The sequence below is a fragment of the Rhizomicrobium sp. genome (assembly GCA_037200985.1).
Classification (GTDB): Bacteria; Pseudomonadota; Alphaproteobacteria; order Micropepsales; family Micropepsaceae; genus Rhizomicrobium.
In genome coordinates, this window is the sequence record JBBCGJ010000001.1 from 1,040,726 (window position 1) to 1,057,027 (window position 16,302).

The following is a 16,302-nucleotide window of genomic DNA, read 5'->3' on the forward strand; positions in this document are numbered from 1 at the left end:
CCGATGGCGACTCCCGCATCCGCAGACAAGAAGGGCGCCGGCCGCGCCCGCAAGAAAGAAAAGAAGAACGTCGTGGTCGGCGTGGCGCATGTCGCCGCGACCTTCAACAACACGATCATCACCATCACCGACCAGCAGGGCAACGCCATCTCCTGGTCGTCCGCCGGCATGATGGGCTTCAAGGGCTCGCGCAAGTCGACGCCCTATGCCGCCCAGGTCGCCGCCGAGGACGCCGCCAAGAAGGCGGTCGATCACGGCATGCGCAGCCTCGAAGTGGAAGTCTCCGGTCCCGGCTCGGGCCGCGAATCCGCGCTGCGCGCGCTCCAGGCCGTCGGCCTGATCGTCACCTCGATCCGCGACGTGACGCCGATCCCGCACAATGGCTGCCGGCCGCCCAAGCGCCGCAGAGTCTAGAGGAGCATCGGCCAGGAAAAGTGCGGAGCGAAGCGGAGCGGTTTTCCGTCCGGCCGTGCGACCAGCCAAAAAGAGTATCCGAGAGCAGTCCCAAGAACCCTTCGTCGCAAGAATGGGCGCGCGCTCTCCGCGTCCGGGACACGATGAGGAAAAACATATGTTTCAGAAGAACTGGCAAGAACTGATCAAGCCGGGAAAGTTGAAGATCGAGACCGGCCACGATGTCGGCCGCTCCGCGACCATCACGGCCGAACCCCTGGAGCGCGGCTTCGGCCTGACGCTCGGCAATGCGCTGCGCCGCGTGCTCTTGTCCTCGCTGCAGGGCGCGGCCGTGACCTCGATCCAGATCGAGGGCGTGCTGCATGAATTCTCCTCGATCCCCGGCGTCCGCGAGGACATGACCGACATCGTGCTCAACGTGAAGCAGCTCGCGCTGCGCATGCACGCCGAAGGGCCGAAGCGCCTGTCGCTGCGCGCGCAAGGGCCGGTCGAAGTCACCGCCGGCATGATCACCGCGACCGCCGACGTCGATATCCTGAACCCCGAGCTCGTGATCTGCACGATCGACGAGAAGGTCGAGTTCCGCATGGAGCTCACCGTCGCGACCGGCAAGGGCTATGTCCCGGCCGACCGCAACCGCCCGGAAGACGCCCCGATCGGCCTCATCCCGGTCGACTCGCTGTTCAGCCCGGTCAAGAAGGTCTCCTACAAGGTCGAGAACACCCGCGAGGGCCAGATCCTCGACTACGACAAGCTGACGCTGACGGTCGAGACCAACGGCGCGGTCACGCCGGACAACGCGGTCGCCTATGCCGCGCGCATCCTGCAGGACCAGCTCCAGGTCTTCATCAACTTCGAGGAGCCGCGCGAGCGCGTCGCCGAGGAAGCCAAGCCGGACCTCGCGTTCAACCCGGTGCTGCTGAAGAAGGTCGACGAGCTCGAGCTGTCGGTCCGTTCGGCCAACTGCCTGAAGAACGACAACATCGTCTATATCGGCGACCTGATCCAGAAGACGGAAGCGGAGATGCTCCGTACACCGAATTTCGGCCGCAAGTCGCTGAACGAGATCAAGGCGGTGCTCGCCGAGATGGGCCTGCATCTCGGCATGGAAGTGCCGGGCTGGCCGCCGGAGAACATCGAAGACCTCGCCAAGCGGTACGAAGACCAGTATTAGCGGAAGGGATGGCCGGGTCGCGCCGACCCGGCCATGACAAGGATTGAACTGCCATGCGCCATCGCAACCAAGGCCGTAAGCTCAACATCACCTCGTCGCATCGCACCGCGATGTTCGCGAACATGATGGCCGCCCTCATCAAGCACGAGCAGATCAAGACGACGCTGCCCAAGGCCAAGACCATCCGTCCGGTGGTCGAGAAGCTCGTCACCCTGTCGCGCCGCAACAGCCTGCACGCGCGCCGCCAGGCGCTCGCGCAGATCCGCGACGAGGACCAGGTGCGCAAGCTGTTCGAGGTGATCGGCCCGCGCTACGCCTCCCGTCCGGGCGGCTACACCCGCGTGCTGAAAGCCGGCTTCCGTCACGGCGACAACGCGCCGATGGCCTTCATCGAGTTCGTGGACCGCGACGAGGACGCCAAGGGCAAGGATTCCGGCCCGGTGGAAGTGGCGGACGCCGACGAGGAGTAGTCCTCGCACCCGCGACTGCCTGACGATCAGGGCGGCCCTTGCGGCCGCCCTTTTTCATACCGCCTGTTCTTCGCTCTGGACCGCGCGCGCCACGGTCCGCACCAGCGAATCCGCCGCCAGCCGCATCATCCGCCGCGGCACCCGCATCGGCGCGGCGACCGCGGTGCCGTGCAGCAGCTGATAATCGGCCGCGAGCGCGACCGCCAGGGTCTGCGGATCGGACACGTTCAGGATCATCGGCCCCAGCCGCGTCGCCTGGCCGGCGCGGCCGACGCGGCGGATGCGCGTGCGCGTCAGGTCCGCGCCGCCGGTCTCCTTGCTGGGGTCGAAGGCGAAGGCGGTGAAGCCGTTGCCGTCATAGGCGCTGAAATTGCGGCAGCCGCCCGAAACGCTGGCGATGACATGCCCGAAGGGCCGCATGATCATGGCGAGGTCCGTCATGCGCGACTGCGTCACCCCGACCGGCAGGTCGGTGAGCACGAACATGATGTAGGGCCGGTAGATCGCCGGCAGGCCGCGGCAGGTGCGCCCGAACTCCGCCCGTCCGCTCGGCGTGCACACCGTCTCGAACGAGATCGGCACGCCGAGCAGGAAGCGGTCGCCGGATTCCAGGCTGCGGCTGAGCTGGCCGACGCCCGACCGGAGGCACGACAGCTCGATCGTGGTGCGCTCGCCCTGGGTCAGGTCGGCGATGTTGAGCTCCTCGCCCGGCGCATCGCGGCTCTCGATCGATTCCGGCGTGCACAGATAGGTCGAGATGACCTCGTTCTTGGCGTCCCAGACCGGCTCGAACTGATGGACGATCTCGAGGCCCGAGCGGCGCTTGCTCGGCCGCTTGGCCTGACGCCGGCGGTCGGCGCGGCCGGAGAGGCCTTGCCCCGCCTGGGAGGGATCGTCGGCGTCGAAGATCTGCCCCCGCTGCGCCAGCAGGCTGAGCTGTTCCGGCCAGATGCGGTGGCTCTTCATCTTGTGCGGGCTGTCATAGATCGCTTCCTCGATATGGATGCGGTCCAGGTCGCAGCGCCCGTTGAGCGTCATCTCGAGTTCCGCGCCGATGCGCAGCGCGGTGATCGCCCCGCCGTCGTTCTGTGTCAGCGGCGTGACGATCACATAGCGCGTGTCGCTCACGCGTTCGTAGCTGCATTCCGGCGTGAGACGGGCGTGCAGGATCGATTCCAGCCGCGCGCGTATGCTGTCCCCGATCTCGTCCCACAAGGGTCCCGACGACGAACGGATGATGCACAGATCGAAGACATGGACGCAGCGCCGCGCGAACAGGTCCGGCGCGATTGCCGTCTTGACGGTGGTCTCTATCTCTCGCTGCACAGCATTCGCACCAAAGGACGCCATCACGGCCCGTGTCTTGGGAGATTGAAATCTTTGCCTTAATTTTGGTTTAGTTGCGGCCGAGGTTCCCCCGTTAACACACGCAACCGGTAAACACGCGTACACCGGATTGCATAAAAGTTGGAGAATCCGCGACCATGCGTTCCCGGCGTGTCTTCGTATCCTTCGCATTAAGCATGTGCGCCGCGCTCGCGGCGGCCGCTCCCGCCTTCGCCGATCCGCCCCGCGCCGTTCCCTCCTCGATGCCGCAGGTCCAGCTCACCTTCGCGCCGATCGTCAAGCGCGTCGCGCCGGCGGTGGTGAACGTCTACGCCCGCTCCGTCGTCCAGGCGCCGATGAACCCGTTCTTCTCCGATCCCCTGTTCGCCCAGCTCTTCGGCAATCCCGGCCTGCGCCAGCGCGTGCAGCAGTCGCTCGGCTCCGGCGTGATCGTGCGCGGCGACGGCGTGATCCTGACCAACAACCATGTCGTGACCGGCGGCACCGACATCGTCGTGGCGCTGTCGGACAAGCGCGAGTTCAAGGCCAAGGTACTGCTCGCCGATCCGCGCACCGACCTCGCCGTGCTCAAGATCGACACCAGGGGCGAGACGCTGCCGACCGTGCCCTTCGCCGACAGCGACCGCGTCCAGGTCGGCGATCTGGTGCTCGCCATCGGCGATCCCTTCGGCGTCGGCCAGACCGTGACGATGGGCATCGTCTCGGCGCTCGCCCGCACCCAGGTCAGCGCCTCCGACTACCAGTTCTTCATCCAGACCGACGCGGCGATCAATCCGGGCAATTCCGGCGGCGCCCTGGTGACGACCGACGGCAAGCTCGCCGGCATCAATACCTCGATCCTGTCGCGCACCGGCGAATCCATCGGCATCGGCTTCGCGATCCCCGCCAATCTCGCGCGCCGCGTGCTCGAAGGCGCGCTCGGCGGCGGCGTCAAGCTCGCCTGGATCGGCGCCGACGGCCAGCCGGTCACCGCCGACATCGCCGCCAGCCTCGGCATCCCGGTGCCCAACGGCGTCCTCCTCAAGAGCGTCTATCCCGGCGGCCCCGCCGCCAATGCCGGGCTGCACACCGGCGACGTGATCTTCTCGGTCGACGGCCAGCCGGTCGACGACATGCAGTCGCTCAACTACCGCATCGCGACACGAAAGGCCGGCGACACGGTGAAGATGCACGTCCATCTCGGCCGCCAGGCCGCCGACATCGCGGTCACGCTGGCGCTGCCGCCGGAAAATCCGCCGCGCGAGCTGCAGACCATCGGCGGCCGCAATCCCTTGACCGGTGCGCGGGTCGAGAACCTGTCGCCCGCCGTCGCCACCGAGCTGCAATTGCCGCTCATGACCAAGGGCGTGGTGATCGTCGCCGTCGCGGCCGGCACGCCCTCGGGCGGCTACGGCTTCCAGGCCGGCGACATCGTGCGCGGCGTCAACGGTGTCGCGATCGGGCGCGTCGGCGATCTTCAGAAGGCGCTGGCGGGCGCCAGCGCCTGGTCGCTCGTGATCGACCGCGGCGGCCAGCGCCTGACGCTCAACGTGCAGGGATAGGCGCCCATCCCTTCGAGGGGACGGGATATCGGAACGGCGATGCTTCGGTGCAACACACTGACGCGTCTGGCTGAATCGCGTGCGACGTTTCTCTCGCAACTGCGTTAGCTAACCGGTGGGGGATGCGAAAAAGAAAAAAGAAGAGGCCCCACAATGAAGTTCCGTCTGTTGTTCGTTGCCGTCGCCGCAACCCTTATCGCGACCGAAGCCCAGGCCGATGGCTGGCATGCCTCCATTCTCGGCGGAACCGTCTGGTCGCCGCATTTGTCCGTAGGCGGAGTTCCCCAGAAGATCGATTCGGGGTTCAACGCCGGCGGCCGCCTCGGCTACGATCTGCGCAGCTGGACCGGCCTGTCGGGCCTGTCGCTCGATGCCGACGTGTTCTACACCCAGTCGGGCTATTCCGGTTCGCAGTCGCGCCTTTCGTCGCTCAGCATGATGGGCGATCTGGTCTATCGCGTCGATCTGGGCCTGCCGGTGGGCGTCTATGCCGGCGCCGGCGCCGGCGCGGTGCGCACCATGGTCGATTCCCACACGGTCCACGACGCCGGCACGGTGTTCGGCTGGCAGGCGCTGGGCGGCGTCGACTACCAGTTCACCCCCGAGACCAAGATGTTCGCCGAATATCGCTACCAGAACGCCCACAACGCCAATGTCGGGCCGCTGACGGGCGTCGGCTACACCTCCAACAACGTCTCGGTGGGGTTGAAATTCGATCTGTGACCGCGCCGGCGCTATAATGCGCCATGAGCGATTTGTTCGAAGCCGGAGGATTGGCCGACGACGCGCCCCGGCCGCTGGCCGACAGGCTGCGGCCGAAGGCGCTGTCCGAGGTCGTCGGCCAGGACCACATCATCGGGCCGGAGGGCCCCATCGGACGGATGGTTGCGACCGGGCGGCCGCATTCCATCGTCCTGTGGGGTCCGCCCGGCACCGGCAAGACCACCATCGCGCGGCTGCTCTCCACCGCGTTCAAGCTGCATTTCGAGCAATTGTCTGCGGTGTTCTCCGGCGTCGCCGACCTCAAGAAGACCTTCGAGGCGGCGCGCCAGCGCCGCAGAACAGGGCAGGGCACGCTGCTCTTCATCGACGAGATCCACCGCTTCAACCGCAGCCAGCAGGATTCCTTCCTGCCGGTGGTCGAGGACGGCACGGTGGTCCTGGTCGGCGCCACGACGGAGAACCCTTCCTTCGAGCTGAACGGCGCGCTGCTGTCCCGCGCCCAGGTCCTGGTCCTGCGCCGGCTGGACGATGCCGCGCTGGAGGAACTGCTCAAGCGCGCCGAGGCGCATTACGGCGAGCCCCTGAAGCTGACCGACGACGCCCGCGCCAGCCTGCGCGCCATGGCCGATGGCGACGGCCGCTATCTGCTGAACCTGGTCGAGGAACTGGCGACCATCAAGACGGTCAAGCCGCTCGACACCGCCGCCCTGGTCGACGCCGTGCAGAAGCGCGCCCCGCTCTACGACAAGTCCAGGGAAGAGCACTACAACATCATCTCCGCGCTGCATAAGTCGATCCGCGGCAGCGATCCGGACGCCGCGCTCTACTGGCTGGCGCGCATGCTGGTGGGCGGCGAGCAGCCGCTCTACATCGCCCGCCGTCTCGTCCGCGCCGCGGTGGAGGATATCGGCCTCGCCGACCCGCAGGCCCTCGTTCAGGCGCTGGCCGCCAAGGACATGTTCGATTTCCTCGGCAGCCCCGAAGGCGAGATCGCGCTGGCCCAGACGGTGATCTATCTCGCGAGCGCGCCCAAATCGAATGCGGTCTATGTCGCGCTCGGCGCCGCCAAGCGCGCGGCGCGCGACCACGGCTCGCTGATGCCGCCGGCGCATATCCTGAATGCGCCGACCAAGCTGATGAAGAACCTCGGCTACGGCGCCGGCTACGAATACGACCACGCGACGGATGAGGGCTTCTCCGGCCAGAACTACTTCCCGGATGCCATGGAGCGCGAGCAGTTCTACGCGCCGAAAGACACCGGCTTTGAGCGCGAGATCGCCAAGCGGCTCGACTATTGGGCGAAGCTCAGGGCGAAGCGGGCGCAGTCTTAGTGCCCCGAAGCCGACTCCTGCCGAATTCGAATCAAGGTGTCATGGCCCGCGTATGCGGACCACCCAGGTGACGCCTGCGCCGCAGGGTGTTACCTGGGTCCGCCGCATCGGCGGCGGATGACAGGACGTGTGAGAACCCCGACTCGGGACACTAGACGTCCGCCTCTTCCTCGATCGGAAGCTGCGCCACCTGCGGCGCATGGCCGTTGAGTCCGGCCGCGAGGAAATGCCCCATCGCCACCGCCGCGACGCACAGCGCCACCGACAGCACGATGTTCAATCCGGCCCGCACCACCGCACCGCCGCGCAGGAGGTCGAGCGTCTGCAGGCTGAACGACGAGAACGTCGTGAACCCGCCGCAAACGCCCACCATGACGAACAGCCGCATGTTCTCCGACACCGGAAAGCGTCCCTGCGCCAGCGTCAGCGTGCCGAAGAACCCGATGACGAAGGACCCCGCGATATTGATCCCGATGGTTCCCCAGGGCAGGTCGCGGCTCACCGGCAGCGCCAGCACGGACACCAGATAGCGCGCTAGCGAACCCAGCGCGCCGCCGATCATGACATAGATGCAGGCGGCGAAGGACATCGGCTCTCCTTATCGGAGGCGGCCACGAAAACCGCCTTGCGGAGGGCGTCGGGAAGACGGAGTCCTGCCGCGGTGAATGCGGTAGGAGTCATCAGCCATCTGGCTTTTCGGGCCGCCTGGCGGTTAAAGGGGGAACCCCATCCCCTCACAAGGAAACGCTAAGTGACTCCGTCCGGCCCGTCAACAACGCCAGAACCTCGCGCATGACCGACACCGCCCGCATCGCCCATGACGAGGACGGCATCCGAGTCGACCGCTGGTTCAAGCGCCACTATCCGGCGCTGACCCATGGCCGCCTGGAGAAGCTGCTGCGCACCGGCCAGGTCCGCCTCGACGGCAAGCGCGCCAAGGCCGCCGACCGCGTCGCCTCCGGCCAGACGGTCCGTCTGCCGCCGCAGGTCGTCCACGGCGATCTCGAAGAAAAGCCTCGCGCGAAGCCGCGGCAGGAGGTGAGCGGCAGTCTCCAGGACTACGTCATCTACATGGACAAGAACGTCATCGTGCTGAACAAGCCGTCGGGCCTCGCCACGCAAGGCGGCAGCGGCCTGACCGCCCATGTCGACGGCATGCTCGACAGCCTCGCCTTCGAGAAGAATACCCGCCCGCGCCTCGTGCACCGCCTCGACCGCGACACCTCCGGCGTCCTCGTCGTGGCGCGCACCGTCCCCGCCGCCGCGGAGCTGTCGCGCGCCCTTGCCACCCGCGACGCGCAGAAGATCTACTGGGCGCTGGTCAAAGGCGTGCCGAAGGTCAAGCGCGGCACGATCAAGGCGGCGCTCGCCAAGGAAGGCGGCCACGGCCCGCGCGGCCGCGACGAGCGCATGACCACGGTCGACGCGGCGGACGAGGGCGCCAAGGACGCCGTGACCGATTTCGTGGTGATCGACACCGCCGGCGAGGAATTCGCCTGGCTGGCGGTAAAGCCGCTCACCGGCCGTACCCACCAGATCCGCGTCCATTTCGCGTCCATCGGCACGCCCATCGTCGGCGACTTCAAATATGGCGGCACCGACGTGCGCGGCAAGGGCGAGATCGAGAACCGCCTGCACCTGCACGCCCGCTCCATCGACATCGCGCGCCCCGACGGCGGCCGTCTCCATGCTGACGCGCCCTTGCCGCCGCACATGCTAAAGACCTGGGAACTGCTCGGCTTCGACCCGAATTACGACCGCAATCCCTTCGAACGCAAAGCGAAGAAATGAAGTCCCGTCCGCCCTTCCTGAAGAACCGGCGCGAGATCGAACTCCCCGGCCCGCACAAGGGCCCGACCGGCGAGGCGTTCGGCTATACCGCCGTCTTCTCCACCGTCACCGGCCTGTCGCGCCTCAAGATCGCGCATCTGCGCTTGGCCCCCGGCACGCGGACCAACGCGCCCGTCGCGCGTCGCGACGAGGAGGAGTTCGTCTTCGTGCTGGAAGGCGCGCCGGACCTGTGGATCGACGGCAATCTCCACACGCTGACGGAAGGCGACGGCATCGCCTTCACCGACCGCACCGGCATCGCGCATACGCTGATCAACAACACGGACCGAGACGTGCGCCTCTTCGCATTCGGCGAGGCGGCGCGCCTGTTCTCGCAGTCCCATTGTCCGCTGCCGGACGACGAAGCGGCCAACGCGCATCTGCGCAAGCAGGGAAAGCTCTGGCCTGAGCCGCCCAGGCGCAAGCTCGGCCCCAACGGCGGCCGCCCCGGCGACCTGTCGGGCCGCAAGCGGAGCCGGCCGGATTGCGCAGCCAACTGGCGCGACATCCTGGAAAAGGACGAAGGCGGCTATCCCGGCAGTTTGGAGAAGCACGGCATCGACGCGAAGTTCGGCCGGCGCGCGCGGTTCTCGCGCATCGGCATTCATTTGGAGGTCCTGCCGCCCGGCCGCCGCACCTCCTGGCCGCATGCCGAGCGCGACGAGGAGGAGTGGGTCTATGTGATTGCCGGCGAGGTCCGGTGCTGGATCGACGGCCATCTCCACAAAATGACCGAAGGCGATTTCGTCGGCTTCGAGGCGCGCACCGGCGTCACCCATGTCGTCATCAACGACAGCGACCAGGACGCGCTGCTGCTGGTCGGCGCCGAAGCCGCCCGGACGAAGAATCAGTTCTGGTATCCCTATCATCCGCACCGCGACAAGGAGGTCGGCGAGCTCTTCTGGGCCGATCATCCCAAGCCGAAACTCGGCCCGCATGACGGCCTTCCCGACGCGCTGCGCGCTCGCCTGCCGGCCGCGGCCCGCAAGGATCCCATCGCCGCCAACCGCGCCGCGATGAAGCTGAAGCCATGAAGCGCTTCTACAGGACGGTTGCCGTCAAACAGGTCGGCGGCACATTCGGCATCGTGCTGGACGGGCGCCCTGTGAAGACGCCGAACGGCGAAACGCTCGCCCTGCACACGGCCAAGCTCGCCGAAGCCGTCGCGGCCGAATGGGCGGAGCAGGGCGACAAGATCGACCAGCGCACCATGCCGCTGACCGCCCTCGCCAACACGGCGCAGGATCACGTCGCGGGCGACCGCGCCGCGACGCTGGGCCAGGTCGAAACCTTCGCCCGGCACGACCTCGTCTGCTACCGCGCCGCCGATCCGCCCGAGCTTGCCGTCCGCGAGGTCCATGCCTGGGACGCCCCGCTGGCCTGGGCGCGCACGCGTTACGGCCTCGACCTGAAGGTGACGCATGGCGTCGGCTCGATCGACCAGCCTTCCGTCTCCCGTGATTCCATCGAACGGGCGCTGGCGCGCTTCGACGCTTTCGCGCTGACCGGCCTTGTGACCGCCGCCGGAATCATGAAATCGCTGGTCCTGGCCCTGTCGCTCGCCGACGGCCGCCTCGACGCTGCCGCCGCCCACGCCGCGGCCCATGTCGACGAGTTCTTCCAGGCCGAAAAATGGGGCCGCGATTCCGAAGCGGAAGCTCGGCTAAAATCGCTTTTGAAAGAGCTGGAAGACGCAGAACACTTTATGCAGTTAAGTTTACCCTCCCCTTGAGGGAGGGTCGAAAAATCGGAGCGCAGCGGAGATTTTTCGGGGAGGGGTCAGGCGGCGATGGAAGACCCTCCCCGAAATTCGCTGCGCGAATTTCGACCCTCCCTCAAGGGGAGGGTTGAATCGAAAGCCGTCCCCCCACACTCTGCCGCCATCGATGTTCCGAGAGCAAAGCACCCGATGAAACACGTCCTAACCGAACTCGAATCCCGCCGCGCCAAGGCAAGGCTGGGCGGCGGCGAGGCCCGCATCGCGGCCCAGCACGCCCGCGGCAAGCTGACCGCCCGCGAGCGCATCGAGCTCCTGCTCGACGCCAACTCCTTCGAGGAGTTCGACATGTTCGTGGAGCACCGCAACACCGATTTCGACACCGACAAGAACCGCATCCCGGGCGACGGCGTCGTCACCGGCTGGGGCACGATCAACGGCCGCATGGTCTATGTCTACGCCAAGGACTTCACCGTGTTCGGCGGCTCGCTGTCGGAGACCCACGCCAAGAAGATCGTCAAGATCGTCGAGATGGCGATGCAGAACGGCGCCCCCGTGATGGGCCTGCTCGATGCCGGCGGCGCCCGCATCCAGGAAGGCGTCGGCAGCCTCGCCGGCTATGGCGAGGTGTTCCAACGAAACGTGCTCGCATCAGGAGTCGTGCCGCAGATCAGCGTGATCATGGGTCCCTGCGCCGGCGGCGACGTCTATTCGCCGGCGATGACCGATTTCATCTTCATGGTGCGCGACACCTCCTACATGTTCATCACCGGCCCCGACGTGGTGAAGACCGTGACGCATGAGGACGTGACGCCCGAACAGCTCGGCGGCGCCAAGGTGCATTCGACCAAATCCTCCGTCGCCGACGGCGCTTATGACAACGATGTGATCTGCCTCGAAGAGATGCGCCGGCTCTACGATTTCCTCCCCCTCAACAACCGCGACAAGGCGCCGTCCTGGCCGACGCAGGACGATCCGCGCCGCGAGGAGCTCAGCCTCGACACGCTGGTGCCGGAGAATCCCAACAAGCCCTACGACATGAAGGAACTGATCCATAAGGTCGCCGACGAGGGCGATTTCTTCGAGATCGGCGAGGCCTTCGCCCGCAACATCATCACCGGCTTCGGCCGGATCGAGGGCTCGACCGTCGGCTTCGTCGCCAACCAGCCCATGGTGCTGGCCGGCGTGCTCGACAGCGATGCCAGCCGCAAGGCCGCGCGCTTCGTGCGCTTCTGCGACTGCTTCAACATCCCGCTGGTGACCTTCGTGGACGTGCCGGGCTTCCTGCCGGGCGTGGCGCAGGAGCATGGCGGCATCATCAAGCACGGCGCCAAGCTGCTCTTCGCCTATACCGAGGCGACGGTTCCGAAGGTGACGGTGATCACGCGCAAGGCCTATGGCGGCGCCTATGACGTGATGGCGTCCAAGCACATGCGGGCCGACGTGAACTACGCCTGGCCGAGCGCCCAGATCGCCGTGATGGGCGCCAAGGGCGCGGTGGAGATCATCTTCCGGGGGGAGCGCGGCAATCCCGACGCCATCGCCCAGCGGACGAAGGAATACGAGGACGCGTTCTTGAATCCGTTCGTGGCGGCGAGTCGCGGCTACATCGACGACGTGATCCGCCCGCACTCGACCCGCTGGCGCATCGCGCGCTCGCTACGGATGCTCCGCAACAAGCAGGTCGCGCAGGTGTGGAAGAAACACGACAACATACCGCTTTGACTCACCTTCCCCTTGCGGGCAGGTGAGTCTTAGGGTCGGCGCGCTGCGTGAGACCGCCTCCCGCGGCCATCTTCCGTTCATCTTGTCGCCTCGGTTCCGCCCCACTGCGGCGCTCTGCTGCCTCGCCATGCCGTCCGGGGGGACACGATGATCGGCGAGACGCTTTCCCTTTTCTTCCGCTCCTTCGCGCGCGCGCCGCTCGCCTGGCTGCTGCTGCTCGCGGTGGCGACGGGCACGAACCTGGTCGATCTCGTCTATGGCGTGGAGGCGGGGCGCGGCTTCAGCGCCCTGCAACTGGCGTCCTTGGCGGTGCGGCTGCTCGGCGTGGCCTGGCTGGCGGCCGTCACGCTGCGCCGCATGGTCGGACATCCCGCGCGGCCCTGGGCCTTCGACCGCGGCATCGTCTTCTTCGCGGCCTGGACCATCGCCATCTTCATTGTCGGGCAGGCGCTGGGCGTCGGCCTCACGCTGGCAGCGCGGAAGCTCCCGCTCGGCCAGGCGAATGTCTCCCTGACCGTCCTCTCCTGCATCGCGCTCGCCACGCTGCTGGTCGATCTGGCGGTGCTGCGGATCGTGCCCTGGCCGATCGCGCGCACCGCGCGGTTTCGCGACATCGGCTTCGGCGCCGCCTGGCGCGGCATGCGCGGCCGGTGGAGCGCCGCGGCCGGCGCCTATCTCGTCCTCGTCTTCGGGCTGTTCGCCCTCCATCTCGGCATGACCGCCTGGCTTCAGCTCGCGCCGCCGCCGCGGCCGCTTCTGATCGGCTGGACCGCCTTCGACGGAGTCGAATCCATCGTCTTCCTGATGATGTCGCTGGCGCTCGACGTCGCCGCCTTCAACCGGGCGAAATAGCCGCGACACCCACCCCGCGCAGGGCGCGGTCATTGCAGCGGCAGGAAGGCGTAGCGCGCCTGCGTCAGCCTGCCGGCCAGCGCCGGGTAATGGTCGCGCAGATAGGCCCGGGCGCGTTCGAGATCCTGGGTCGGCGCCACCTCGAGCCGGCCGGCGCCACGCCGGTATTGAAGGCTGGTGACGTAGACGACCTTGCCGGCGGGCGCCTCGAAGACCAGCGTCTTGGCGCCGGACGGAACGTATTTCTCTCCCAGGAACGACTGGCGCCAGATCGTCGAGATCGCCGAGACGACGGCATAGTTCGTGTTGCCGGGCACCTTCATCACGATATAGCCGCCGTCATCGGGCTTGTAGGAAAGCTCGGTCAGCCGGAAGAGCCCGGCGCGGAACACCCCCTTGCGCAGGCGCCCGTTGACGATTTGGAGGTTTATGTCGGACGGCGCGACGCCGAGCACGACATAGGAATCCTGGCCTGAGGGCGGGGCCGCCAAGTCCTCCGGCGACGAGATGCAGGCCGACAGCGCCAGCAGGGCGAGGCAGGCGCAGAGCGCCCGAAGCTTCACGATCATCATGGCAAATCCCCGAACCCGTCGCACTATAGCGCACCGGGCCGAATCCGAAATCCCGCGGCGCTCATGCCGCGGCGACGCATTCCATCTCCACCCGCGCCCCGAGGATGAGCTGGTGCGCGCCGATGGCGGTGCGCGCCGGAAAGCGGCCGGCCTTGAAATAGGGGACATAGACGGCGTTGAACGCGCCCCACTCCGCCATGTCGGCAAGATAGACGGTGCATTTGACGAGAAGGTCGAAATCCGATCCCGCCTCCTTCAGAACCGCGGCGATGTTCTCCATCAATTGCCGGCTCTCCGCTTCGATGCCGCCCGGCACCAGCGCCATCTTGCCCGGGACGTTGCCGATGCAGCCGGAGAGATAGAGCATGCCGCCGGCGCGGACCGCCTGGCTGAACGGCAGGTTCGCGGCCTGGGCGGCGGCGCCGTTGATGAACTCGATCATGGAGAACTCCGGGTGATGGATGGCCGGCAAATCCTAGGATAGCGCATCGCCGCGCCCCGCGGTGTCTTGCGCCAGCCCCGCGACGCGCCGCGCCGCGTGCTCGATATGCACCAGCCTGCGCTTCAGCACCGACATCCCGTTCGGCTGGTAGAGATCGTCCCGCGACGTCTTGCTCAGGCGCGGCGGCGCCTTCTCCGACGGCGCGGTGTCGAGGATTTCGAGCACCCGCCCGCGCATCTCGGCGGTCAGCGTCTCGGCCTGGGGGATTTTGTCCAGCTCCTCGCCGCGCAGCGAATACAGCACCTGCATCGACGTCAGGTCCGACAGCAACAGATAGTTCGCGGCCAGGAGCGCGTTCAGCCGCCCCAGCAGGTCCTTGCCGGTGTTCGGCTCGTCGGCCAGCCGCCGCACCGCGCCGGAGAGCGCCGCCACCGCCTCGAACAGCTTCTTGCGCGCCAGCCGGTAGTTCTGCTCGACCCGCGTCCGCGTCATCGCCTGGACGGCGAAGTCGCGGTCCGCCTTGAGCAGGCCCGCGATATTGCGCGGCAGGTCGTGGCGCTCCCAGGTCGGCAGCAGGAAGCTGAAGACATAGCTCAGCGCCGCCCCGATCAGCGTGTCGCCGATCCGCTCGGCCAGCGCGTGATGCGCGGCGGGCTGCAGGAAGTGCAGCAGCAGCAGCGCCGACACCGAGGCCGAGGCCGCCGTCACGCGATAGTTCACCGCCCCGAAAGCATGGCTCACCCCCGTCGCCAGCGCCACGAATACGAGCAGGTACTCGACCGGCACGAAGCCCTGCAGCCCGGCCGCCAGCACGCAGCCCGCCAGCGTGCCGATGATGCGGTCGGCGCGGCGCTGGCGCGTCACGCTGAAATTGGCGCGCATGATCAGCGCGATGGTGAGCAGGATCCAGCTTGCATGCGCGAAGCGCGGAAAGGCGACGGTGAGCGCCAGCCCCGCGATCATCGCCAGCGCCAGGCGGATCGCATAGCGGAAGGCCGGCTTGCCGAAGCCGAGCTGCGCCTTCAGATGCCGGAGGCCGCGCGGCCCCTGCTGGCGGAACAGGTTGAGGTCGGCATGCGGCTGCGGCGGCTCCTTGGCGCCGATGGCGGCGATGCGCAGCGCCGACTGCGCCAGCTTGTCGGCGGTCGAGCGGAACGCCGCGATCGCCTGCAGCTCCGGCTCGTCGCCGGCCGTCGACGGGGCGATGCGGGCGATCTCCGCCGCGATGGCGTCGCGCTCGCGGACATGCGGCTCGATCTCGACCACCTCGGCCGGCGCCAGCGCCAGCCGCTCGGCGTCCTGCGCCAGCGCCAGCGTCATGCCGCGCAGCCGGCGCATCAGGTGGCGGTGCCGCGATTTCTGCAGGATCTCGATATCGGCGTCGCTCGACAGGATGGTCTCGAACGCGTCGAGCAGCGCGATCAGCGCCCGCGCCTGGCGGTGCTGCCAGGACTTGGCCGTCCGCGCATAGATCGCGTCGCGCGCGATCTGCATGCGCTCGACCGCCGCGGCATGGGCCTCGATCATTGCCGCGAAGGCCTTGGCGCCGTCGCGCTCGACCTCGAACAGTTCCGCCTTGGCGCGCAGATAGCCGGCGAAGCTGCGCAGCGCCTCGGCCAGCAGCAGCCGGCGCACGCGCGCGTCGAACACCCAGGCCAGGCCGAGCGCATAGGCCGCGTAGATCGCGGCGCCCGCCGCGAACAGCGCCATATGCGCGATCGCCTCCCGTTCGCCCGCGATCTCCGCCGCCAGCGCCAGCACGAAGGCGAGCACGGTGACGACGCCGAGCCCGACCGCCCGCTTGCCATAGGCCGAGATCAGCCCCGCCCACAGCGCGACGGCCGCCGTCACGGCGAACTCTCCCCACACGACACCTTTCACGAGCAGCGTCGCCGCCGTCGCCAGGCAGGCCATGACGATCGCGGCGGCCAGCGCCCGCGGCTTCTCGTTCAGGGGATCGGGCTGGTCGGCGATGGAGACGCACAGCGCGCCGGTGGCCGCCGCGATTCCGGCCGCGAGGCCCAGCGGCAGGCCGGCGATCAGACCGGCCAAAGATACGCCAAGGCTCACCGACAGCCCGTTTTCGAGGTGCGGCCGGTAGAGCAGGGGATGGAGGGTGCGGGTGAGGCGCGACATGGCTTCCCTCCCGTAAACGAGGTTGGCC

General features: G+C 67.6%; 16 protein-coding genes and 1 riboswitch. Of the genes, 11 read left to right on the forward strand and 5 right to left on the reverse strand.

The genetic code is table 11. The features are described 5' to 3' along the window. Positions 1-3: 3 nt before the first annotated feature. The 3 genes from rpsK to rplQ all read left to right on the forward strand — a co-directional run bounded on the left by rpsK (position 4) and on the right by rplQ (position 2,058). A complete protein-coding gene (rpsK, locus tag WDN01_04875) occupies positions 4-414 on the forward strand; it encodes a 30S ribosomal protein S11 (protein ID MEJ0025342.1) in 411 nt (136 codons plus the stop codon). Positions 415-571: 157 nt separating this feature from the next. Continuing rightward, positions 572-1,588 (forward strand): DNA-directed RNA polymerase subunit alpha, encoded by a 1,017-nt coding sequence (locus tag WDN01_04880; GenBank protein MEJ0025343.1) that lies wholly within the window; start codon positions 572-574, stop codon positions 1,586-1,588. Between the two features lie 53 nt (positions 1,589-1,641). Beyond that, the gene (rplQ, locus tag WDN01_04885; protein ID MEJ0025344.1) at positions 1,642-2,058 is read left to right on the forward strand and encodes a 50S ribosomal protein L17; all 417 of its coding nucleotides are present in this window, start codon (positions 1,642-1,644) and stop codon (positions 2,056-2,058) included. Between the two features lie 54 nt (positions 2,059-2,112). Here the strand turns inward: rplQ and WDN01_04890 are convergent, their stop codons facing one another. Further along, entirely contained in the window at positions 2,113-3,384 is a 1,272-nt protein-coding gene (locus tag WDN01_04890; GenBank protein ID MEJ0025345.1) for a hypothetical protein, read from the reverse strand. A gap of 158 nt (positions 3,385-3,542) precedes the next feature. On the opposite strand from WDN01_04890, the gene WDN01_04895 reads away from it, so the two are divergent. The 3 genes from WDN01_04895 (at position 3,543) to WDN01_04905 (ending at position 7,000) form a co-directional block, all read left to right on the forward strand. Then, positions 3,543-4,946 (forward strand): Do family serine endopeptidase, encoded by a 1,404-nt coding sequence (locus WDN01_04895; protein MEJ0025346.1) that lies wholly within the window; start codon positions 3,543-3,545, stop codon positions 4,944-4,946. 153 nt (positions 4,947-5,099) lie between these two features. Next, complete coding sequence (locus WDN01_04900) at positions 5,100-5,669, forward strand: outer membrane beta-barrel protein (GenBank protein ID MEJ0025347.1); 570 nt, start codon at positions 5,100-5,102, stop codon at positions 5,667-5,669. 23 nt (positions 5,670-5,692) lie between these two features. After that, on the forward strand, positions 5,693-7,000 hold the full coding sequence (locus WDN01_04905) for a replication-associated recombination protein A (GenBank protein ID MEJ0025348.1): 1,308 nt from the start codon (positions 5,693-5,695) through the stop codon (positions 6,998-7,000). Positions 7,001-7,151: 151 nt separating this feature from the next. On the opposite strand, the gene crcB is transcribed toward WDN01_04905, so the two are convergent. Continuing rightward, positions 7,152-7,589, reverse strand: coding sequence for a fluoride efflux transporter CrcB (gene crcB, locus WDN01_04910; protein MEJ0025349.1), 438 nt, complete (start codon positions 7,587-7,589; stop codon positions 7,152-7,154). A gap of 75 nt (positions 7,590-7,664) precedes the next feature. Next, positions 7,665-7,743, reverse strand: a riboswitch (Fluoride riboswitch). Between the two features lie 49 nt (positions 7,744-7,792). On the opposite strand from crcB, the gene WDN01_04915 reads away from it, so the two are divergent. The 5 genes from WDN01_04915 to WDN01_04935 all read left to right on the forward strand — a co-directional run bounded on the left by WDN01_04915 (position 7,793) and on the right by WDN01_04935 (position 13,124). Next, positions 7,793-8,791: an RluA family pseudouridine synthase gene (locus tag WDN01_04915; GenBank protein MEJ0025350.1), complete on the forward strand. Its 999-nt coding sequence runs from the start codon at positions 7,793-7,795 to the stop codon at positions 8,789-8,791. Then, entirely contained in the window at positions 8,788-9,864 is a 1,077-nt protein-coding gene (locus WDN01_04920) for a cupin domain-containing protein (protein MEJ0025351.1), read from the forward strand. Before WDN01_04915 ends, WDN01_04920 begins: the two co-directional genes overlap by 4 nt. Then, the gene (locus tag WDN01_04925; GenBank protein ID MEJ0025352.1) at positions 9,861-10,562 is read left to right on the forward strand and encodes an ATP12 family protein; all 702 of its coding nucleotides are present in this window, start codon (positions 9,861-9,863) and stop codon (positions 10,560-10,562) included. The genes WDN01_04920 and WDN01_04925 overlap by 4 nt, the downstream gene beginning before the upstream one ends. A gap of 177 nt (positions 10,563-10,739) precedes the next feature. Further along, positions 10,740-12,272 carry an acyl-CoA carboxylase subunit beta gene (locus WDN01_04930; protein MEJ0025353.1) on the forward strand — a complete coding sequence of 511 codons (1,533 nt, stop codon included), beginning with the start codon at positions 10,740-10,742 and terminating at the stop codon, positions 12,270-12,272. Positions 12,273-12,419: 147 nt separating this feature from the next. Next, positions 12,420-13,124 (forward strand): hypothetical protein, encoded by a 705-nt coding sequence (locus WDN01_04935; GenBank protein ID MEJ0025354.1) that lies wholly within the window; start codon positions 12,420-12,422, stop codon positions 13,122-13,124. A gap of 29 nt (positions 13,125-13,153) precedes the next feature. On the opposite strand, the gene WDN01_04940 is transcribed toward WDN01_04935, so the two are convergent. From WDN01_04940 to WDN01_04950, 3 genes are all read right to left on the reverse strand, one after another. Continuing rightward, the gene (locus tag WDN01_04940) at positions 13,154-13,696 is read right to left on the reverse strand and encodes a hypothetical protein (protein ID MEJ0025355.1); all 543 of its coding nucleotides are present in this window, start codon (positions 13,694-13,696) and stop codon (positions 13,154-13,156) included. 61 nt (positions 13,697-13,757) lie between these two features. After that, complete coding sequence (locus WDN01_04945) at positions 13,758-14,138, reverse strand: Rid family detoxifying hydrolase (protein MEJ0025356.1); 381 nt, start codon at positions 14,136-14,138, stop codon at positions 13,758-13,760. Positions 14,139-14,171: 33 nt separating this feature from the next. Next, positions 14,172-16,274, reverse strand: coding sequence for an FUSC family membrane protein (locus tag WDN01_04950; protein ID MEJ0025357.1), 2,103 nt, complete (start codon positions 16,272-16,274; stop codon positions 14,172-14,174). Between the last annotated feature and the right edge of the window lie 28 nt (positions 16,275-16,302).